This window comes from Pseudomonas sp. (assembly GCF_050739935.1).
Classification (GTDB): Bacteria; Pseudomonadota; Gammaproteobacteria; order Pseudomonadales; family Pseudomonadaceae; genus Aquipseudomonas.
This window is the reverse complement of sequence record NZ_JBOICF010000082.1, coordinates 42,675-62,802: the sequence shown is the minus strand read 5'-3', so window position 1 is coordinate 62,802 and position 20,128 is coordinate 42,675. Positions and strand designations below refer to the sequence as shown.

At 58.7% G+C, this 20,128-nt stretch carries 16 protein-coding genes and 1 tRNA gene; 13 read left to right on the top strand and 4 right to left on the bottom strand.

From position 1 onward, the window contains the following. Window positions 1-123: 123 nt before the first annotated feature. The 4 genes from ACRER8_RS16410 (at window position 124) to ACRER8_RS16395 (ending at window position 4,980) form a co-directional block, all read left to right on the top strand. The gene (locus ACRER8_RS16410) at window positions 124-597 is read left to right on the top strand and encodes a MarR family winged helix-turn-helix transcriptional regulator (RefSeq protein WP_431747278.1); all 474 of its coding nucleotides are present in this window, start codon (window positions 124-126) and stop codon (window positions 595-597) included. Further along, window positions 594-2,090, top strand: coding sequence for an efflux transporter outer membrane subunit (locus ACRER8_RS16405; protein ID WP_431747277.1), 1,497 nt, complete (start codon window positions 594-596; stop codon window positions 2,088-2,090). The genes ACRER8_RS16410 and ACRER8_RS16405 overlap by 4 nt, the downstream gene beginning before the upstream one ends. A gap of 10 nt (window positions 2,091-2,100) precedes the next feature. Then, the gene (locus ACRER8_RS16400; protein ID WP_431747276.1) at window positions 2,101-3,384 is read left to right on the top strand and encodes an efflux RND transporter periplasmic adaptor subunit; all 1,284 of its coding nucleotides are present in this window, start codon (window positions 2,101-2,103) and stop codon (window positions 3,382-3,384) included. A 63-nt stretch (window positions 3,385-3,447) separates the two neighbouring features. Then, window positions 3,448-4,980, top strand: coding sequence for a DHA2 family efflux MFS transporter permease subunit (locus tag ACRER8_RS16395; protein ID WP_431747275.1), 1,533 nt, complete (start codon window positions 3,448-3,450; stop codon window positions 4,978-4,980). 164 nt (window positions 4,981-5,144) lie between these two features. On the opposite strand, the gene lpxH is transcribed toward ACRER8_RS16395, so the two are convergent. Both lpxH and ACRER8_RS16385 read right to left on the bottom strand, forming a co-directional pair. Beyond that, a complete protein-coding gene (gene lpxH, locus ACRER8_RS16390) occupies window positions 5,145-5,909 on the bottom strand; it encodes a UDP-2,3-diacylglucosamine diphosphatase (protein ID WP_431747274.1) in 765 nt (254 codons plus the stop codon). Continuing rightward, window positions 5,906-6,409, bottom strand: coding sequence for a peptidylprolyl isomerase (locus ACRER8_RS16385; protein WP_296181191.1), 504 nt, complete (start codon window positions 6,407-6,409; stop codon window positions 5,906-5,908). The genes lpxH and ACRER8_RS16385 overlap by 4 nt, the downstream gene beginning before the upstream one ends. A gap of 440 nt (window positions 6,410-6,849) precedes the next feature. On the opposite strand from ACRER8_RS16385, the gene ACRER8_RS16380 reads away from it, so the two are divergent. Beyond that, the gene (locus tag ACRER8_RS16380; RefSeq protein WP_431747273.1) at window positions 6,850-8,550 is read left to right on the top strand and encodes a glutamine--tRNA ligase/YqeY domain fusion protein; all 1,701 of its coding nucleotides are present in this window, start codon (window positions 6,850-6,852) and stop codon (window positions 8,548-8,550) included. Window positions 8,551-8,559: 9 nt separating this feature from the next. Further along, entirely contained in the window at window positions 8,560-9,942 is a 1,383-nt protein-coding gene (gene cysS / locus ACRER8_RS16375; RefSeq protein WP_431747272.1) for a cysteine--tRNA ligase, read from the top strand. A 394-nt stretch (window positions 9,943-10,336) separates the two neighbouring features. Here the strand turns inward: cysS and ACRER8_RS16370 are convergent, their stop codons facing one another. Further along, a complete protein-coding gene (locus ACRER8_RS16370; RefSeq protein WP_431747271.1) occupies window positions 10,337-12,169 on the bottom strand; it encodes a sigma-54-dependent Fis family transcriptional regulator in 1,833 nt (610 codons plus the stop codon). A 343-nt stretch (window positions 12,170-12,512) separates the two neighbouring features. Between ACRER8_RS16370 and ACRER8_RS16365 the strand changes: the two genes are divergently transcribed. The 6 genes from ACRER8_RS16365 to ACRER8_RS16340 all read left to right on the top strand — a co-directional run bounded on the left by ACRER8_RS16365 (window position 12,513) and on the right by ACRER8_RS16340 (window position 18,637). After that, on the top strand, window positions 12,513-13,607 hold the full coding sequence (locus tag ACRER8_RS16365; RefSeq protein WP_431747270.1) for an ABC transporter ATP-binding protein: 1,095 nt from the start codon (window positions 12,513-12,515) through the stop codon (window positions 13,605-13,607). Then, window positions 13,607-14,737 carry an ABC transporter ATP-binding protein gene (locus ACRER8_RS16360; RefSeq protein ID WP_431747269.1) on the top strand — a complete coding sequence of 377 codons (1,131 nt, stop codon included), beginning with the start codon at window positions 13,607-13,609 and terminating at the stop codon, window positions 14,735-14,737. Before ACRER8_RS16365 ends, ACRER8_RS16360 begins: the two co-directional genes overlap by 1 nt. After that, a complete protein-coding gene (locus ACRER8_RS16355; protein ID WP_431747268.1) occupies window positions 14,730-15,596 on the top strand; it encodes a carbohydrate ABC transporter permease in 867 nt (288 codons plus the stop codon). The genes ACRER8_RS16360 and ACRER8_RS16355 overlap by 8 nt, the downstream gene beginning before the upstream one ends. A 10-nt stretch (window positions 15,597-15,606) precedes the next feature. Then, window positions 15,607-16,425, top strand: coding sequence for a carbohydrate ABC transporter permease (locus tag ACRER8_RS16350; RefSeq protein ID WP_431747267.1), 819 nt, complete (start codon window positions 15,607-15,609; stop codon window positions 16,423-16,425). An 11-nt stretch (window positions 16,426-16,436) separates the two neighbouring features. Continuing rightward, a complete protein-coding gene (locus ACRER8_RS16345; RefSeq protein WP_431747266.1) occupies window positions 16,437-16,709 on the top strand; it encodes a DUF2160 domain-containing protein in 273 nt (90 codons plus the stop codon). Between the two features lie 155 nt (window positions 16,710-16,864). Further along, a complete protein-coding gene (locus ACRER8_RS16340; RefSeq protein WP_431747265.1) occupies window positions 16,865-18,637 on the top strand; it encodes an ABC transporter substrate-binding protein in 1,773 nt (590 codons plus the stop codon). Between the two features lie 228 nt (window positions 18,638-18,865). Here the strand turns inward: ACRER8_RS16340 and folD are convergent, their stop codons facing one another. After that, window positions 18,866-19,720: a bifunctional methylenetetrahydrofolate dehydrogenase/methenyltetrahydrofolate cyclohydrolase FolD gene (folD, locus tag ACRER8_RS16335; RefSeq protein WP_431747264.1), complete on the bottom strand. Its 855-nt coding sequence runs from the start codon at window positions 19,718-19,720 to the stop codon at window positions 18,866-18,868. A 309-nt stretch (window positions 19,721-20,029) separates the two neighbouring features. On the opposite strand from folD, the gene ACRER8_RS16330 reads away from it, so the two are divergent. Then, window positions 20,030-20,106 (top strand) — tRNA-Arg (locus tag ACRER8_RS16330). Window positions 20,107-20,128 lie beyond the last annotated feature (22 nt).

Here is a 20,128-nt window from a genome sequence, read left to right as displayed (position 1 = left end):
CCCGTCCGGCGAGCACACTCGTCCGGAACTCCGCATCCTGAAAATTGTTTCATTGTGTGTTTGCTGCTTAGGCAGTAATATTCCCGCCAACTCACTGCCTAGGCAGACAATTGGTGACTATCAATGGCGCACTTCACTCCCGAGACTTTTCAGAACAGCCTGTTAGGGATGTTGATCGGTCGAGCCGACCTGCTGAAGAACCGCATTCTCGACAAACATCTTGAACCCTATGACTTGACCGCCCAGCAATTCAAGGTCCTGGTCATCGTGGCGCTCTACGGTGCCGATACCCCCGCAGATCTCTGCCGTTCGCTGTGTCTGGACAGCGGCTCGATGACGCGCATGCTCGATCGTCTGGAGCAGAAGGACCTGCTGATGCGCACGCGTTCCGAGTCGGATCGCCGTCAGGTCCGCCTGGTCTTGACCGATGCCGGTCAGGCGCTGTCGGACCTGTTGCCGCAGATAGGGGCGCATGCGATGAACGAAATGGTCGGCGTCTTGGAGCATAGTGAATTGGCCATGTTGGAAAAATTGCTCACCAAAGTTCTGGTCGCGGCGGCTGATCCGATCACTCTTGCGCGGATTGCAGCAAAATGAACATTCGACCCAGGCAGGGCTCGGCCCTGCGTACTTCGTTAAGCCTGGTGTTTGTCGCGCTGGTCATGGCTGGCTGCGCCAATTCCAAAGGCTTGAACACTGAGGGCGTCGGTATCGACGCCAATAATCTGCAGGCCGGACAAAGCCTCAAGGGCATCAACCTGTCGCCAGCCGCCTGGCCGAAACGCGATTGGTGGACCAGCCTCGGCGATGCACAGCTCAACGACCTGATCACTGAAGCACTGCGCGACAGTCCTGACATGCAGGTTGCCGCTGCCCGGACCCACCAGGCCGCCGCTGCGGCCTACGCTGCCGACGCCGATCGCATGCCGACCGTCGATGCCGATGCCAGTATCAGCCGATCACGTCTGGCAAAGGATCAGGATCCGACGGGCGAGGGCGGCCGTTCCAGCACCTTGCGTAGCCTGGGTGCCAGCTTCAATTACAACTTCGACCTTTGGGGCGGCCAGCGTGCGGCCTGGGAGGCGGCGTTGGGCCAGGCCCGCGCCTACGAGATTGACCAGCAAGCGGCGCAATTGACCCTGGCGGCAGATGTCGCCCGCGCTTACAGCGATCTGGGCCAGGCTTACATCATCCGTGATCTGGCGACCGACGACCTCAAGCGTACCCGGCAACTGCTGGAATTGGGCGCCCGGCGTTTCAAGTCCGGCATCGACAGCCAGTACCAGTATCAGCAGACCGAGAGCCTGGAAGCAGGCTCCCGCGAAGCGCTGATCGACGCCGACAAACGTCTGCGCACGGCGAAGATCGCCCTCGCGGTGCTGATGGGCAAAGGCCCGGATCGGGGCGAAGAGCTGGCCAGGCCGAACGTGCTCAAGCCTGCCGTGGTGGCGTTGCCTTCGGTGGTGCCGGCCGAATTGCTCGGTCGTCGCCCGGACCTGGTGGCGGCGCGCTGGCGGGTCGAAGCGGCCAACAAGGACATCGCGGCCAGCAAAACCAATTTCTATCCAAACCTGAACCTCAGCGCCTCGGCGGGCGTGGATTCATTGCTGGGTGATGCAATGTTCGGTTCGGCCAGCCGCTTCTTCAACGTGGGGCCAACCGTTTCCCTGCCAATCTTCGATGGTGGCCGTCGTCGCGCCGACCTCGATGCCCGGGATGCCGACTATGACCTTGCGGTCGCGCAGTACAACAAGAGTCTGGTGCGGGCCCTGGGTGACGTCAGCGACAACATTGGCCAGCTGCACTCCATCGGTGGTCAGATCGATGCGCGACAGCAGGCGACCGATGTCATTCAGAAGTCCTACAACACCGTCGTTCAGCGCTATTCGTCGGGGATCGGCAATTACCTCGATGTGCTGACCGTCGAGCAGCAATTGCTGCAGTCGCAACGCCAACTGGCTGATCTCAACGCGCAACGAATCGATCTTTCGATCCAGTTGATGCAGGCCCTGGGGGGAGGCTTCGAAGAGAGCAAACCTGGCGAAAACGCCGCCCCGGCCGTCCCGTCAACTGCTTCGCTGACTCATTAAGGTAATCGTCATGGCCACTGCCACTCACGAAAACAACGCTGCAAACGAACAAAAGGACGCCCAGGGCGCGGATGCCAAACAACAGGACACCAAGCAACAGGACACCAAGCAGGATGACAAATCGGGCAAGCCGCAAAAGAACCCGCGCAAGCGCAAGCTACTGCTGATCGGTCTGGCGGTAATCGTGATTCTCGGCGGGCTGGGTGTCTGGGCCTGGTATGAAATCTGGGGTCAATGGAGCGAGAGCACCGACGACGCCTACGTCAACGGCAACGTGGTGGAAATCACCCCGCAAGTGACCGGTACGGTCGTCAGCATCGGTGCCGACGATGGCGATCTGGTTCGCGAAGGCCAGGTGCTGGTGCAGTTCGATCCCAACGACGCCGAAGTCGCGCAGCAGAGCGCCGAGGCCAATCTGGGTAAGGTAGTGCGTCAGGTGCGCGGCTTGTACAGCAACGTCGACGGCATCAAGGCTCAACTCGCGGCGCAACGCGCCGAAGTGCAAAGGGCTCAGGACAACTTCAACCGTCGTCGCAATCTGGCGGCGGGCGGGGCGATTTCTCAGGAGGAGCTGTCCCACGCCAAGGATGACCTGACCAGCGCGCAAAACGCTCTGAACAACATCCAGCAGCAATTGGTGACCAGTACGGCATTGGTCGACGACACTCAGGTGTCCTCGCACCCGGACGTGAAGGCGGCGGCCGCTCAATTGCGTCAGGCCTACCTGACAAGCGCGCGCAGCACGCTGATCGCGCCGGTTACCGGCTATGTCGCCAAGCGCACCGTACAACTGGGTCAACGGGTCCAGCCTGGCACCGCGCTGATGGCGGTGATTCCCCTGAATCAGCTGTGGATTGACGCCAACTTCAAGGAAACTCAGCTGGGCAAGATGCGCATCGGTCAGCCGGTGGACATCGAGGCGGACCTCTACGGTAGCGATGTGAAGTACAGCGGCACCGTCGACAGCGTTGGTGCCGGTACGGGTAGTGCGTTTGCCTTGCTGCCCGCGCAGAACGCCACCGGTAACTGGATCAAGATCGTGCAACGGATTCCGGTGCGGATTCACATCAATCCAGACGAGTTGGCGCAGAATCCGTTGCGTATCGGGCTGTCCACCGTGGTCGACGTCAACCTGCACGATCAGAGCGGCCCGGTGCTGGCACAGCAGCCGCCCAAGCAGGCGTCGTACACCACTGACGTTTACACCAAACAGCTGGGCGAGGCCGACGCATTGATCACCCGCCTGATTCATGAAAACAGCGCATCCGGCCCGAGCAAGACGGTACAACGCTGATTCGCCAATCCATTCGTTCCGGCTTGCGGGCCGGGACGCTTTTCGAGTGTCAAAGGATTCGCGATGAGTAACAACGCTCCCGCTTCTTTTACGCCGCCAAGCCTTCTGTTGAGCACTATTGGCCTGTCGCTGGCGACTTTCATGCAGGTGCTCGACACCACCATTGCCAACGTCGCCTTGCCGACGATTTCCGGCAACCTGGGGGTTAGTTCGGATCAGGGCACCTGGGTCATTACCTCGTTTGCGGTGAGTAACGCCATCGCATTGCCGCTGACCGGCTGGCTGAGTCGCCGTTTCGGTGAGGTGAAACTGTTTATATGGGCGACGCTGCTGTTCGTGATCGCCTCGTTTCTGTGCGGTATTTCCACGTCGATGCCTGAGCTCGTGGGCTTTCGCGTGGTACAGGGTTTGGTGGCGGGGCCGCTCTACCCGATGGCGCAGACGCTGCTGATCGCGGTCTATCCGCCGGCGAAAAGGGGGATGGCACTGGCACTGCTGGCGATGGTCACCGTAGCAGCCCCCATCGCCGGGCCGATCCTCGGGGGCTGGATTACCGACAGTTATGCCTGGCCCTGGATCTTCTTCATCAACGTGCCTATCGGCGTGTTCGCCGCCATCGTGGTGCGCACGCAATTGGCGGCGCGGCCCGTGAACATCACCCGCCAACCCATGGATTATGTCGGGCTGATCACCTTGATCATCGGCGTAGGCGCCTTGCAGGTCGTGCTCGACAAGGGCAACGACCTGGACTGGTTCTCTTCCAACTTCATCATCATTGGCACGGTCATTTCGGCCATTGGGCTGGCTGCGTTCGTGATCTGGGAGTTGACCGACGAACACCCGGTGGTCAACTTGCGGCTGTTTTCCTTCCGCAATTTCAGGGTGGGTACCATTTGTCTGGTGCTGGGCTATTCCGGGTTTTTCGGAATCAACCTGATTCTGCCGCAGTGGTTGCAGACGCAGATGGGCTACACGCCGACCTATGCCGGGTTGGCCGTGGCGCCGCTGGGCATCTTGCCGGTTCTGCTGTCGCCGTTCGTGGGTAAATACGCTCCCAAAGTCGACCTGCGGCTGCTGGCGGGGCTGGCGTTCTTCGGCATCGGCCTGAGCTGCTTCATGCGCTCGAATTTCACCAGTCAGGTGGATTTCGAACACATTGCGCTGGTGCAGCTGTTCATGGGGGCGGGGATCGCGCTGTTCTTCATGCCGACCCTGAGTATCCTGCTGTCGGACCTGCCGCCTTCGCAGATCGCCGATGGCTCGGGGCTTGCGACCTTCCTGCGTAATCTGGGCGGCAGTTTCGCGGCGTCGCTGACTACCTGGATCTGGATTCGCCGGGCCAACATGCACCATGCGTACCTCAGCGAGAGCGTGAACAACTACGAACCCACCACGCGACACGCGCTGGACATGATGGGCGGTGCCAGCAATCAGGCCTATGCGCAACTCGACGGGATGGTCACCAGCCAGGCGTACATGCTGTCGACGGTGGAATACTTCTACATGATGGGTTGGTTGTTCTTTGCGCTGATCCTGGTGATCTGGATGGCCAAACCACCATTCGCCGCCAAGGCCGGGCCTGGAGCGGGGCATTGAGTTCGCTCTCGGACACGCCGCCCATGTTTTGATGTTCGCAGATCCCCTGTAGGGGCGACTCGTTCGCGAGAGGGCGGTGCAGCCGACACGTTTTCATTGGCTGCACGGCCCTCTCGCGAATGAATTCGCTCCCACAGGTTTTTGCGCCAGACGATTCAGCGCATTCAGCTTTGGCTTTCGCTATGTCCGATCGTCAACGGCTGTTCCTGCACAAACCCGAACGAGGTCAATTGAAACCCCTGTTCGTCGATCTGCAGTGCCCAGCCTTCACGATCCCAATCTCCCAGCACGATCCGTTGTGCGGTGTCGGCGCCGATCTGCAGCTTGTGGATCGCCGGGCGATGAGTGTGACCGTGGATCAGGGTCTTCACCCCGTATTCGGACATGATCCGCGGGACTTCTTCCGGCGTCACGTCGACGATATCGTTGGCTTTCATGCGGGTCTGCGCGCGGCTTTCGCTGCGCAATTTGCGCGCCAGCTTGTGCCGGGTGCTCAAGGGCAGGTGCCGCAAAACCCATAAAGTCAGTGGATTGCGCAAATAGCGGCGCATGCGCATATAGGCTTCATCGCGAGTGCACAGGCTGTCGCCGTGCATCAGCAACACCGGCTCGCCATTGAAGCGCACGACACTCGGGTCGCGGAGCAGGGTGCAGCCAGCGGCCTTGCAAAAGGCCTGGCCGATCATGAAGTCGCGATTGCCATGCATCAGGAACACTTGCGTACCGCTGTCGCTCAATGCTCGCAGGGCTTCGCAGATCGAGCGCTGGAAGGGCGACATCGCGTCATCGCCGATCCAGGCTTCGAAAAAATCCCCGAGGATATACAGCGACTCGGCGCCACGGGCCCGGTCACTTAGCAGATCCAGAAACGCCCGGGTAATGTCCGGGCGTCCTTCTTCCAGATGCAGATCGGAGATCAGCAATATCACTCAACGATCTCGGCTTTCTCGATGATCACGTCTTCGGCGGGAACGTCCTGGTGACCGGCCTTGGAAGTAGTGGCGACGCCTTTGATTTTGTCGACCACGTCCGAACCTTCGACCACTTCACCGAACACCGCGTAGCCCCAACCTTGAACGGTCTTGGCGCTGTGGTTCAGGAAGCTGTTGTCAGCGACGTTGATGAAGAACTGAGCGGAAGCGGAATGCGGTTCCATGGTACGGGCCATGGCGACCGAATACTTCTTGTTCGGCAGGCCGTTGTCGGCTTCGTTCTGGATGCTTGGACGCTTGTCTTTCTTTTCTTTCATGCCTGGTTCGAAACCGCCGCCCTGGATCATGAAGTTACCGATGACGCGGTGGAATACGGTGTTGCTGTAGTGGCCGGCGTTCACGTATTCGATGAAGTTGGCGACAGTGATCGGCGCTTTTTCAGCGTTCAGTTGCAGGACGATGTCGCCGTGGTTGGTGGTCAGTTTTACTTTGGACATGTTCTAAGTCGCTCTTTTGAAATTCGTGGTTGGACGTGTCGATCGCGGCTTACGGCGTAAAAGAGCCAGCGATTTCACCCAGGCGCGCAGTTTACAGAGGCAGGTCGCACAACGGGAAGTTGCGATTAGCTTTGTACGAAAAGTGTCTGCGGGCTGAGCGCCTTCGGCGTTACGCGTCCCAGGCTACGTTAAAAACAGGCTCACCATGTTCATCGAGCGCCTCAACTCCGCTTGCTCGCCTGTTTTTGCCTTTGCCTAGCCTTGCCGTGCCTTCGTTCGACGACTTTTCGTACAAACCCGGTCGCCGCTTAGATGACCTGCGGCGTATCTCGGCAGTTTTGTCACTGCACGCTGTCAGGGCCTTGACAGCTTCGGCTATGATAGGCGCTTTGATTTATTCGGCCTACCCTGGCCAAGACTGTTAGGTTTTCAAGGATCCTATGAGCAAGCCCACTCAAGACGCCGCTGCGAATTCAAAGGCAGGCCCTGCAATTCCAACCAACTTCCTGCGCCCTATCGTGCAGGCAGACCTGGATTCGGGTAAGCACACCAAGATCGTGACCCGTTTTCCGCCGGAGCCTAACGGCTACCTGCACATCGGTCATGCCAAGTCGATCTGCGTCAACTTTGGTCTGGCTCAGGAGTTCGGTGGCGTCACGCATCTGCGTTTCGATGACACCAACCCGGCCAAGGAAGACCAGGAATATATCGATGCCATCGAAAGCGACGTCAAATGGCTGGGCTTCCAGTGGTCCGGTGAAGTGCGTTATGCCTCGCAGTATTTCGATCAGTTGCACGACTGGGCGGTCGAGCTGATCAAGGCCGGCAAGGCTTATGTCGACGACCTGACCCCCGAACAGGCCCGTGAATATCGAGGCACCCTGACCGAACCGGGCAAGAACAGCCCGTTCCGTGAGCGCAGCGTCGAAGAAAACCTAGACCTGTTCGCCCGCATGAAGGCCGGTGAGTTCGAAGATGGCGCCCGCGTGCTGCGCGCCAAGATCGACATGGCTTCGCCGAACATGAACCTGCGCGATCCGATCCTGTACCGCATCCGCCACGCCCATCACCACCAGACCGGCGACAAGTGGTGCATCTACCCGATCTACGACTTCACCCACGGTCAGTCGGACGCCATCGAGGGCATCACCCACTCGATCTGCACTCTGGAATTCGAAAGCCATCGTCCGCTGTACGACTGGTTCCTCGACAACCTGCCGGTGCCGTGCAAGCCGCGCCAGTACGAGTTTTCGCGTCTGAACCTGAACTATACGATCACCAGCAAGCGCAAGCTCAAGCAACTGGTCGATGAAAAGCACGTCAATGGCTGGGACGACCCGCGCATGTCGACCCTGTCGGGCTTCCGCCGTCGCGGTTACACCCCGGCGTCGATCCGCAACTTCTGCGAAATGATCGGCACCAACCGTTCCGATGGCGTGGTCGACTTCGGCATGCTCGAATTCAGCATCCGTCAGGACCTGGATCACAACGCCCCGCGCGCCATGTGCGTGCTGCGTCCGTTGAAGGTCGTCATCACCAACTACCCGCAAGACAAGGTCGATCACCTCGAACTGCCGCGTCACCCACAGAAGGAAGAGCTTGGCGTGCGCAAGCTGCCGTTCTCCCGTGAAATCTACATCGACCGCGATGACTTCATGGAAGAGCCGCCGAAAGGCTACAAGCGTCTGGAGCCGAACGGTGAAGTACGCCTGCGCGGCAGCTACGTGATCCGTGCCGATGAGGCAATCAAGGACGCCGACGGCAACATCGTCGAGCTGCGGTGCTCGTACGATCCGGAGACCTTGGGCAAGAACCCTGAAGGCCGCAAGGTAAAGGGCGTGATCCACTGGGTGCCGGCTGCTGAAAGCATTGAGTGTGAAGTGCGTCTGTACGATCGCCTGTTTTTGTCCGCAAACCCGGAAAAGGCAGAAGAGGGCAAGACCTTCCTGGACAACATCAATCCAGGCTCCTTGCAGGTCCTCACCGGTTGTCGCGCTGAACCGTCGTTGGGTGAAGCAGCGCCGGAAGACCGTTTCCAGTTTGAACGCGAAGGTTATTTCTGCGCTGACGCGAAGGACTCGAAACCAGGTCAACCGGTATTCAATCGGACGGTGACCCTGCGTGACTCCTGGGGCCAATAAGGAATCGTCGTGCTTTCTATTTACAACACGCTGACCAAGAGCAAAGAAGTCTTCAAGCCGCTGGATGGCAACAAGGTGCGCATGTATGTCTGCGGCATGACTGTGTACGACTACTGCCACCTGGGCCATGGCCGCAGCATGGTGGCGTTCGATCTGGTTACCCGCTGGCTGCGTTTTAGCGGCTACGACCTGACCTATGTGCGCAACATCACCGACATCGACGACAAGATCATCAACCGCGCCCGTGAAAACGGTGAAGCGTTCGATGCCTTGACCGCGCGCATGATCGACGCGATGCACGAGGACGAAGCGCGCCTGAATATCCTTAAACCGGACATGGAGCCGCGTGCCACTGACTACATCGGCGGCATGCACGACATGATCCAGAGCCTGATCGACAAGGGCTATGCCTATGCGCCAGGCAATGGCGACGTGTATTACCGCGTCGGCAAATTCCTCGGCTACGGCAAGCTGTCGCGCAAGAAGATCGAAGATTTGCGCATCGGTGCACGGATCGAAGTCGATGAAGCAAAAGACGATCCGCTGGACTTCGTGCTGTGGAAAGGCGTCAAGCCGGGCGAGCCGAGCTGGGAATCGCCGTGGGGTCCGGGACGTCCGGGATGGCACATCGAGTGCTCGGTGATGTCCACCTGCTGCCTTGGCGAGACCTTCGACATTCATGGCGGCGGCAGCGATCTGGAATTTCCGCACCATGAAAACGAAATCGCCCAGAGCGAAGCGGCCACCGGCAAGACCTACGCCAATGCCTGGATGCATTGCGGCATGATCCGCATCAATGGCGAGAAGATGTCCAAGTCCTTGAACAACTTCTTCACCATTCGCGACGTGCTGGATAAATACCATCCGGAAGTGGTGCGTTACCTGCTGGTGTCGAGCCACTATCGCAGCGCGATCAACTATTCCGAAGACAGCCTGAAAGAGTCCAAGGGCGCGTTGGAACGTTTCTACCACGCGCTCAAAGGTCTGCCAGCTGCCGAGCCCGTGGGTGGTGAAGCATTCGTCGAGCGTTTCTCCGCGGCCATGAACGATGACTTCGGTACGCCGGAAGCCTGCGCTGTGTTGTTCGAAATGGTGCGCGAGATCAACCGTCTGCGTGACAGCGATGTCACGGCGGCGGCAGGGCTGGCGGCGCGTTTGAAGCAGCTCGCCAGCGTGCTGGGCGTGTTGCAACTCGAAGCCGACGACTTCCTGCGTGCAGGTGCCGAAGGTCGTGTCGATGCAGCACAAGTGGAAGCGCTGATCGCCGCGCGCCTGCAAGCCCGCGCCGACAAAAACTGGGCCGAATCCGACCGCATCCGCGACCAGCTCACCGCCTTGGGCGTGGTGCTGGAAGACGGGAAGGGCGGGACGACCTGGCGGTTGGCGGATTGATGATCAGATCTTGATACATCAGCGGCTGTTACATTGATTCGCGAATGAATTCGCTCCCAGAGGTTGATCGCATTTCAACTGTGGGAGCGAATTCATTCGCGATGACGCCGGACCGGACGCGCCAGTCTTTGGATGATCGGTCCCACGCTCCGCGTCGGAATGCATCCTCAAACGCTCTGCATCACAGTCGACGCCCACGCAGAGCGTGGGAACGATCAGCGTTCGCCTGGCTGCTTTCCATGCATTGATAATGCGTTCTTGTAGGCGCCGGCTTGCTGGCGAACGCCGTGGGTCAGTCGATATTTATGCTTCTGATCCAACGTGTTCGCCAGCAAGCCGGCTCCTACAGGGCTCGCATTTCAACGATAGGTGCGCATTTGGTCTGGCCCAGGGCCTAGAACCCTTGCTCACGCAAGCGCTTATACAGCGTATTGCGGCTTACCCCCAATTGCTTGGCCAACTGCGAAATATTCCCGCCAGTTGCCTGCAGCAATTCGTTCAATTCCTCTGGCGTATCCAGCGCAGCCTTGCGATTGAAGACGGTATCCGGTTCGTCGTTCTCGCTGTCCGTTTCCAGATCGGCAAAGAAATCTTCCGGCAAATGCTCGGCGGCAATCGCTTGATCTTCGGCCAGAGCCAGGGCCACCTGAATCACATTGCTCAACTGACGTAAATTGCCGGGCCACGGATGCCGTTCGAACAGCGCCAGCACTGAAGCGTCGAATCCCGCGGTCTGCTGAGGTTCGCGATGCTGCTCCCAGATTGCCCACACCAGTTCCGCCTTATCCGTGCGCTCCCGAAGCGGCGGCAGTTCAAGGTTCAAACCACTGATGCGGTAATAGAGATCCTGCCGAAACCGCCCGCTTTGTACCTGTGCGCGCAATGAACAGTGAGTCGCTGAAATGATCCGGATATCCACCGGAAACAATTCACTGCTGCCCAACGGCTGCACGCAGCGCTCCTGCAACACCCGCAGCAGTCGAGCCTGAACCGGCAAGGGCATGTCGCCGATTTCGTCGAGAAACAAGGTGCCTTTGTCGGCCTTGCGAATCAGGCCGATGCTGCCTTTATGGTGAGCGCCGGTGAAAGCGCCTTTTTCGTAGCCGAACAGCTCGGCTTCGACCAATTCCGAGGGGATCGCCGCGCAGTTGACAGCAATGAATGGCTGATCGGCCCGGGAGCTGGCCCGATGCAGGGTTTTGACGAACACCTCTTTGCCCGCGCCGGTCTCGCCAAGAATCAGCAACGGGACATTCTTCTCCAACAGACGCTGCGCCTGACGCGCCGCCTTCGCCACCTTCTCATCGGCGAAACCCGGCATTGGAGTTTCGGCTTTCTTTGGCGTGGCCACGGTCCGGAATTTCAGCACCGGCGCTTTCGGCCGTTTAATAAGGCCATGAAAACGGTTATGTCCCGAGGCCTGCAGCGCAAAGGGCTGGCCCTCCTGTTGAGCGAGCAAGTGCGCGATCGGCGCTTTGAACAGGTTCTCGATATTCACCTGCAGCAGGCTCACCCCCAACAGATTGTCGGCGCGGCGATTGGCGCAGAGGATGCGTCCGCTTTCATCGAACACCAGCAGCCCGGCCCATTGGCTGTCGAGATTGTTCAGGCCGGTGTTGAAAGTCAGCTGAAAATAGCCGTTCTGAAACTGGTCGAGGATCAGCCGGTTTTCGATGGTCTGGCTCATCATCTTCACCATCCCCAGGGTGTGGGACGGCGGCAGGAAGCTGTCGCTGGACACGTCGAGCACCGCGATCATTCGCCTGGAAGCATCGAAGATCGGTGCCGCCGAACCGGTCATGAAGCGATTGGCCTTGAGAAAGTGTTCATCGTGTTCAATGTGAACAGCCTGTTCGCACGCCAGCGCGGTGCCGATGGCATTGGTGCCGACGCCCCGTTCAAGCCAGCTGGCCCCCGCCACAAAACCTTTTTGCTGATCCGGTTCGACGAAGCGCTTGGTGCCCCACGAGTTGAGCACCTGGCCTTGCTGATCGGCCAGCAGAATCAGGCAGTTGGAATTGCTGAGGATGTTTTCGTAGAAAGGCAGCACTTGTTGATGCGTGGTCTGCACCAGCGCGTGATGGCGCTCCAGCAATTGGGAAACCTGCTGTTCAGGCAAACGGCCAAAGGCAGGGCTGGACTGGTGATCGAGGCCGAATTCACGGCAGCGCGCCCAGGAGTCCTGAATGATGGTGTCGTGAGCGATGGATGTGGCGGGTATGGCCATGGGCATGTGTCCGTGCGCGAGCTTTTATTGTTTTTGAGATACGGCTTTGGCGAAGCATCGGTGCTCGAATCGTTCATCCATTGTTGTTCAGGATTGTTCAAAGTCAATGTTCATTTTGTTCAGGTGTTCAGCCTTTCCTGTTCATTTATGTTCATCAACGAATATTGATTTACCTCGGGATTTAGCGCGACCGCTCTAGATAGGGCCATACGGGCGTCTGTTCGCTAGCGAAGATCGATTGGCACGATTGTCGCTATCCAACAAGCGGTCATCGAATTTCCCGACCGGTGTTTATGACCCAATCACGTCATACCCCGAACAAGACAAATAAAAAGGGCACGCCATGTCTCTCACGCTTGAGCACGTCAGCCGCGCAGTCGACGGTCAGATCTGGATCGACGATGCTTCGCTGAGCTTCGAACCCGGCTCATTCAACGTATTGCTGGGGCGCACCTTATCAGGCAAGACCAGCCTGATGCGCTTGATGGCCGGCCTGGACAAGCCAGACAGCGGCCGAGTACTGATGAATGGCAAAGATGTCACACAGATCGCTGTGCGCCATCGCAATGTTTCCATGGTTTATCAGCAGTTCATCAACTATCCGAGCATGACGGTTTTCGACAACATCGCCTCGCCCTTGCGTCAGGCGAAGATGTCAAAAGACGAAATCGAAGGCCGCGTGCGGGAAACCGCGAAGATGCTGCGGATAGAAAAATTCCTATCCCGTTACCCGCTGGAATTGTCCGGTGGACAGCAGCAACGTACGGCCATGGCACGCGCGCTGGTCAAGGACGCCGAGCTGATTCTGTTCGACGAGCCCTTGGTCAACCTCGACTACAAGCTGCGCGAAGAACTGCGCCAGGAAATGCGCCAGCTGTTTGAAACCCGCAACACCATCGCCGTATATGCGACCACCGAGCCCAATGAAGCGCTGGCGCTGGGCGGGACGACGACGATCCTGCATGAAGGACGGCTGATCCAGAGCGGCAAGACCCCGGAGGTTTATCACCAGCCGAAAACGGTGCTGGCCGCCGAGTTGTTCTCCGAGCCACCGATCAATCTGATGCCGGGGCGCATCGACGGCAACGAAGTGAGCTTCGCCAACTTCGTGCATTTCCCGCTCAACGTCGACCTGCGCAAGATCGGCGATGGCGATTATGGTTTTGGCGTGCGCCCCAGCCATCTGAGTCTGGTGCCATCCAATGACGACGATCTGGAACTGGCGGTGACTGTGGAGCTGGCTGAAATCAGCGGCTCGGAGACCTTCCTGCATGTGCGCAACGAGCATTTCTCGCTGGTGCTGCATTTGCCGGGGGTGCACGAGTACGACGTCGATACGCCGATCCGCGTGTACATCCCGACTCATAAATTGTTCGTATTCGATCAGCAGGGCGGCCTTATCCAGGCGCCGGGCCTGCGCATGGCGAGGGTTGCCTGATGGCCGAGATCCGTTTGCAACAACTCGCGCATAGCTATAGCGCAAGCCCCAGTGGCCCTGAAGATTACGCGATTCGCGAAATGACCCACGTCTGGGAGCAGGGCGGGGCGTATGCCTTGCTCGGGCCATCCGGGTGCGGCAAGTCGACCTTGCTCAACATCATTTCCGGATTGCTCAGCCCCTCGGAAGGCAAGGTGATGTTCGACTCCACGGTGGTAAACGACATGTCGCCGGAGCAGCGCAACATCGCTCAGGTTTTCCAGTTTCCGGTGGTGTACGACACCATGACGGTGTACGACAACCTGGCTTTTCCCCTGCGCAATCAGGGCATGGCCGACGCGAAAGTTCAGGCTAAGGTGCAGGAAATCGCCGATGTGCTGGACCTGCAACCGCTGCTGAAAAAGAAAGCCAAGAACCTCACCGCCGACGAGAAACAAAAGGTTTCCATGGGCCGCGGGCTGGTGCGCGACGACGTGTCGGCGATTCTGTTCGACGAACCGCTGACCGTGATCGACCCGCACCTGAAGTGGAAACTGCGGCGCAAGCTCAAGCAGATCCACGAGCAATTCAACATCACCATGGTCTACGTCACCCACGATCAGCTCGAAGCTTCGACCTTCGCCGACAAGATCGCGGTGATGTACGGCGGCCAGATCGTGCAGTTCGGCACGCCGCGCGAGTTGTTCGAAAAACCCCATCACACTTTCGTCGGCTACTTCATCGGCAGCCCCGGCATGAACCTCATCGAAGTCAGGCCTGAGGCGGGTGGTGTCGGTTTCGGCGGTATTCATCTGCCGCTGCCCGACGCCCTGCAGCAGCGCCTGTCGGCAACTCAGTGGAACACGCTCAAGGTCGGCATTCGGCCGGAATTCGTGCATGTCTGGGACGGCCCGTTCGACGACGCCATGTGTGCCGACGTGACCTACGTCGAGGACTTGGGCACCTACAAGATCCTCACCCTGAACCTGGCGGGACAGTCGCTCAAGGTGCGCCTGCAGGAAGACAAACCGGTGCCGCAGGGTCAGGCCTGGATCAGTTTCCCGGCCCAATGGCTGATGCTTTATGCCGATGAATTTCTGCTGGAAGCCGCTGCGAATCAGACGCCGGCCAGCGAGGTGCCCCATGAGTAAAGTGCAGAACAACAAGGCCTGGTGGCTGGTATTGCCGGTGTTTCTGCTGGTGGCGTTCAGCGCCATCATTCCGATGATGACCGTGGTCAACTACTCGGTGCAGGATATTTTCGACCAGTCCAGCCGTTACTTCGTAGGCGCCGACTGGTTCAGGCAGGTGCTGCAGGACCCGCGGCTGCATGACTCGCTGTTGCGCCAGTTCATCTACTCGTTCTGTGTGCTGCTGATCGAGATCCCGCTGGGTATTGGCATCGCCCTGACCATGCCGACCAAGGGTCGCTGGTCGTCGCTGTGCCTGATCGTGATGACCATCCCGCTGCTGATTCCGTGGAACGTGGTCGGCACCATTTGGCAGATCTTCGGCCGTGGCGACATTGGCTTGCTGGGGTGGTTTCTGAACAATGTTCTGCATATCAACTATAACTATGCGGCCAATGCCTCGGACGCCTGGGTGACGGTGCTGGTCATCGACGTGTGGCACTGGACCTCGCTGGTGGCGCTGCTCTGCTATTCGGGTTTGCGGGCGATTCCGGATGTGTACTACCAGGCGGCGCGCATCGATCGGGCATCGAACTGGGCGGTGTTCCGACATATCCAGTTGCCGAAGATGAAGAGTGTGCTGCTGATCGCTGTGATGCTGCGCTTCATGGACAGTTTCATGATCTACACCGAGCCGTTTGTATTGACCGGTGGCGGCCCCGGCAACTCAACGACCTTCCTCAGTCAGACCCTGACCACCATGGCGCTCGGCCAGTTCGACTTGGGTCCGGCGGCGGCCTTCTCGCTGGTGTATTTCCTGATCATTCTGTTGGTGTCATGGGTGTTCTACACCGCGATGACCCACGGCGAAAAGAACTGAGGAGCGGCCCATGAACAAGCGCGAAAAACTGCCGTTGAAGAAAATCGTGTCGTTGTGGATCTACCTGCTGTTTCTGCTGGTGCCGATCTACTGGCTGGTGAACATGTCGTTCAAGACCAACACCGAAATCCTCGGCGGCCTGACGCTGTTTCCTCAAGATTTTACCGTCGCCAACTACAAGGTGATCTTCACCGATGAGAGCTGGTACAGCGGCTACATCAACTCGCTGTACTACGTTTGTCTGAATACCGTGATATCGCTGAGCGTGGCCTTGCCTGCCGCTTATGCGTTTTCCCGCTATCGTTTCCTTGGCGACAAGCACTTGTTCTTCTGGCTGTTGACCAACCGCATGGCGCCACCGGCAGTGTTTCTGCTGCCATTTTTCCAGCTGTACTCGTCCATCGGTCTGTTTGATACCCACATCGCGGTGGCATTGGCGCACTGCCTGTTCAACGTACCGCTGGCAGTGTGGATTCTCGAAGGCTTCATGTCTGGGGTTCCCAAGGAGATCGACGAAACGGCCTACATCGACGGTTACAGCTTCCCCAAGTTCTTCGGCAAGATTTTCATCCCGCTGATTGGCTCGGGCATCGGTGTGACGGCGTTCTTCTGCTTCATGTTTTCCTGGGTCGAGCTGTTGCTGGCGCGGACCCTGACATCGGTCAACGCCAAGCCGATCGCCGCGGTCATGACGCGCACGGTGTCGGCATCGGGGATCGACTGGGGCGTGCTGGCGGCGGCGGGGGTTTTGACCATCCTGCCCGGCATGCTGGTGATCTGGTTCGTTCGCAATCACGTGGTCAAGGGTTTTGCCCTTGGTCGTGTCTGAGGAGTCGAAAAATGGAGTGGATGTCCTGGACACTGCCGACCGCCATTTTCTTTGCGTCCATCGCCACCATTCTGGTTGCGATGACTGTCTGGGAACTGCGTTCGGCGAGCATCGAACGTCGCGGTTTTCTGCCGATTGCCACCACCCGTGGCGACCGGCTGTTCATCGGTCTTCTCGGCAGCGCCTACCTGCATTTGCTGGTGATTGGTGCGACCGACTGGAACATCTGGGTCGCCTCCGGGCTGTCCCTGATTTGGCTGTTGATGGTGATGCGTTGGGGTTGAGAAAGGAGCGGCTAAAAACCGTAGAAGCGCGCTTGCCCGAAAGGGGGTTCGTTTGCGAAGAAAGTGTCGACTGACACTGGCCGGGCGCGCTCCTGCAAAAGAAGCAAAACGGGTTGAAACGCGGGACTACATAAGAATCAACACTGGAGGTGTCTATGTTCAATAAGAAAAACAAGCTGCGACATAGTGTGACGGTAGCGACGATGGTGATGCTCAGCGGTTTGAGCGTTTCGGCGTGGGCGGATCAGTACGAGGACGCCGCGAAGAAGTGGGCGGCCAGCGAGTTCAAGCCGACGACCCTGTCCGACGCTGACCAGCTCAAGGAACTGGAGTGGTTCATCAAGGCAGCCGAACCGTACCGCGGCATGGACATCAAAGTGGTTTCCGAAACCTTGACCACCCATGAGTACGAGTCGAAAACCCTGGCCAAGGCCTTCACTGAAATCACCGGCATCAAGGTGACCCACGACCTGCTGCAGGAAGGGGATGTCATCGAGAAGCTGCAGACGGCCATGCAGTCCGACAAGAGTATCTATGACGGATGGGTCAACGACTCCGACCTGATCGGTACACACTTCCGCTACGGCAAGGCGCTGTCGCTGACAGACCTGATGGCCAGCCCCGAAGGCGCCAAGGTCACATCGCCTACTCTGGACCTCAAGGACTTCATTGGCACCTCGTTTACGACCGCGCCGGACGGCAAGCTGTATCAGTTGCCTGACCAGCAGTTCGCCAACCTCTATTGGTTCCGCGCCGACTGGTTCGAACGTCCTGAGCTGAAGAAAAAGTTCAAGGACAAATACGGTTATGAGCTGGGCGTCCCGGTGAACTGGTCGGCGTATGAGGACATCGCCAAGTTCTTCAGCGAAGACGTCAAGGAAATCGACGGCAAGAAAGTCTATGGCCACATGGACTACGGCAAGAAAGACCCTTCCCTGGGTTGGCGCTTCACCGACGCCTGGTTCTCCATGGCCGGCAGCGGCGACAAGGGGCTGCCGAACGGTCTGCCAGTGGACGAGTGGGGTATCCGTGTCGAGGATTGCCATCCGGTCGGCTCCAGCATCACTCGCGGCGGCGACACCAATGGCCCGGCGGCTGTTTACGCGACCCAGAAATACATCGACTGGCTCAAAGCCTATGCACCGCCGGAAGCTGCGGGCATGACCTTCTCCGAGTCAGGTCCGGTTCCGTCTCAGGGTAACGTCGCGCAGCAGATTTTCTGGTACACCGCGTTCACCGCCGACATGACCAAGCCGGGTCTGCCGGTGATGAACGCCGATGGCACGACGAAATGGCGGATGGCGCCGTCGCCGAAGGGCCCGTACTGGAAGGATGGCATGAAGCTGGGTTATCAGGACGTGGGTTCGTGGACGTTCCTCAAAGCTTCCGACGAGAAAAGACGCAACGCGGCATGGCTCTACGCGCAGTTCGTGACCTCCAAGTCGGTCTCGCTGAAGAAAACCATCGTTGGCCTGACGCCGATTCGCGAATCGGACATCAACTCCAAGGAGATGACTGCGCTGGCGCCGAAGCTAGGCGGGCTGGTGGAGTTCTATCGCAGCCCGGCCCGCCTGCAGTGGTCGCCGACCGGTACCAACGTTCCGGACTACCCGAAACTGGCACAGCTGTGGTGGAGTCACGTGGCTGAAGCAGTTACCGGCGAGAAGACCGCGCAAGCGGCCCTGGATGGTCTGGCCAAGGATCAGGATGCGATCATGACCCGCATCGAACGCTCCAAGGTTCAGGATGCCAGCGGTTGTGCACCGAAGATGAATCCGGAAACCTCGGCGGAAGAGTGGTACAGCAAGGCTGAACAAAGTGGCGGCAAATTCCTCGCGCCGCAGCGAAAATTGGCCAACGAGAAACCGAAGGGCGAAACCATCGCATATTCCGATCTCTTGAAAAGCTGGGAAGCTGCGAAGAAGTAACGCGTTGGAACACTGATCGTTGTTTTTGCAGACCAACGATCAGTGGGCAAATCCCCGTGGGAGCGAATTTATTCGCGAAAATGTTTTCCTGGCGATGCAGATGTGTCGGATGTACTGGCAAATCGCGAACGAATTCGCTCCCACAGGTTATTTGTAGATTTAATTTACCTCGACAACCAAAAACGGCACCCCAGGTAGGGTGCCGTTTTTCATTCATGCGCCTGTGGCTTAGCCGTGCAGTGTCTCTGCCGCGTATAAAGTGTTCTCAAGCAGGCAGGCGCGGGTCATTGGGCCTACGCCGCCTGGCACCGGGGTGATCCAGCCAGCGCGGGGCAGGGCGGTCTCGTAGACCACGTCGCCTACCAGCTTGCCGTCGTCCTGACGATTGATGCCTACGTCGATGACGATCGCGCCTTTCTTGATCCACTCGCCTTTCACCAGCCCCGGTTTACCCGCCGCCACGACCACCAGATCGGCGCGACCGACATGGCCCGCCAGATCCTGGGTGAAGCGGTGAGTCACGGTGACGGTACAGCCTGCCAACAGCAGTTCCATGGCCATTGGGCGGCCGACGATGTTGGAAGCGCCCACGACCACCGCATCTTTGCCGTACAGATCGACGCCGGTGCTTTCCAGCAAGGTCATGATGCCTTTCGGGGTGCAGGGACGCAGCAGCGGGATGCGCTGGGCGAGGCGGCCGACATTATAAGGGTGGAAACCGTCGACATCCTTGTCCGGACGGATGCGCTCCAGCAGGCTGGACGACTCGAGATGCTCGGGCAGAGGCAATTGCAGCAGTATGCCGTCGATGGCCGGGTCATCGTTGAGGCTGTCGATCAGGTCGGTCAGCGCGGTCTGAGTGGTTTCGCTGGGCAGGTCGTAGGCCCGGGAGATGAAGCCGACCTCTTCACAGTCTTTGCGTTTGTGCGAGACGTAAACCTGAGAGGCGGGGTCGCTGCCGACCAGAATCACCGCGAGGCCCGGCGTGCGCAACCCTTGCTCGCGACGTTCAGCGACTCGTTGGGCGATCTGCTGGCGCAGGTTGGCTGCGATCGCTTTGCCGTCTATTAGTTTTGCAGTCATTACGCGTGATTAACCATCGGAAGGGAGGGAAAAAGAGCGCGCATTCTCGCATGACCAGACGCAAGGGCAAAGGCGATTGGTCCGCTTAATAAGCTAACCCCTTTAATTAACTGAATTTTTTAGAAAAAAGTGTTGACGACCTTCGAGGCCGTCTATAAGATTCGTCGCACTTGTCGGGCACAACCCCACACAGGATAAGCCGGAAGCGGTTAATCAGGTCGAAAGGTTGATTAAGTCAGGTAGAGTTCAAATCGGCTCAGCGTGATTGAAAGCTCTTAATTTGTAGTCGCAAGAATGCAAATTAACCAAGCGCCCGTAGCTCAGCTGGATAGAGCATCCGCCTTCTAAGCGGATGGTCGCAGGTTCGAGTCCTGCCGGGTGCGCCATTAAGGCAGCTTTGGCACAAGT

Excerpts from the sequence above, each read along its gene's own strand:
- ACRER8_RS16380 (WP_431747273.1), top strand. The coding sequence starts at position 6,850 with ATGAGCAAGCCCACTCAAGACGCCGCTGCGAATTCAAAGGCAGGCCCT.
- ACRER8_RS16365 (WP_431747270.1), top strand. The coding sequence starts at position 12,513 with ATGTCTCTCACGCTTGAGCACGTCAGCCGCGCAGTCGACGGTCAGATC.
- ACRER8_RS16350 (WP_431747267.1), top strand. The coding sequence starts at position 15,607 with ATGAACAAGCGCGAAAAACTGCCGTTGAAGAAAATCGTGTCGTTGTGG.
- folD (WP_431747264.1), bottom strand. The coding sequence starts at position 19,720 with ATGACTGCAAAACTAATAGACGGCAAAGCGATCGCAGCCAACCTGCGC.
- ACRER8_RS16340 (WP_431747265.1), top strand. The coding sequence starts at position 16,865 with ATGTTCAATAAGAAAAACAAGCTGCGACATAGTGTGACGGTAGCGACG.
- ACRER8_RS16355 (WP_431747268.1), top strand. The coding sequence starts at position 14,730 with ATGAGTAAAGTGCAGAACAACAAGGCCTGGTGGCTGGTATTGCCGGTG.
- ACRER8_RS16395 (WP_431747275.1), top strand. The coding sequence starts at position 3,448 with ATGAGTAACAACGCTCCCGCTTCTTTTACGCCGCCAAGCCTTCTGTTG.
- ACRER8_RS16360 (WP_431747269.1), top strand. The coding sequence starts at position 13,607 with ATGGCCGAGATCCGTTTGCAACAACTCGCGCATAGCTATAGCGCAAGC.
- ACRER8_RS16385 (WP_296181191.1), bottom strand. The coding sequence starts at position 6,409 with ATGTCCAAAGTAAAACTGACCACCAACCACGGCGACATCGTCCTGCAA.
- ACRER8_RS16370 (WP_431747271.1), bottom strand. The coding sequence starts at position 12,169 with ATGGCCATACCCGCCACATCCATCGCTCACGACACCATCATTCAGGAC.
- ACRER8_RS16405 (WP_431747277.1), top strand. The coding sequence starts at position 594 with ATGAACATTCGACCCAGGCAGGGCTCGGCCCTGCGTACTTCGTTAAGC.
- ACRER8_RS16345 (WP_431747266.1), top strand. The coding sequence starts at position 16,437 with ATGGAGTGGATGTCCTGGACACTGCCGACCGCCATTTTCTTTGCGTCC.
- ACRER8_RS16400 (WP_431747276.1), top strand. The coding sequence starts at position 2,101 with ATGGCCACTGCCACTCACGAAAACAACGCTGCAAACGAACAAAAGGAC.
- ACRER8_RS16410 (WP_431747278.1), top strand. The coding sequence starts at position 124 with ATGGCGCACTTCACTCCCGAGACTTTTCAGAACAGCCTGTTAGGGATG.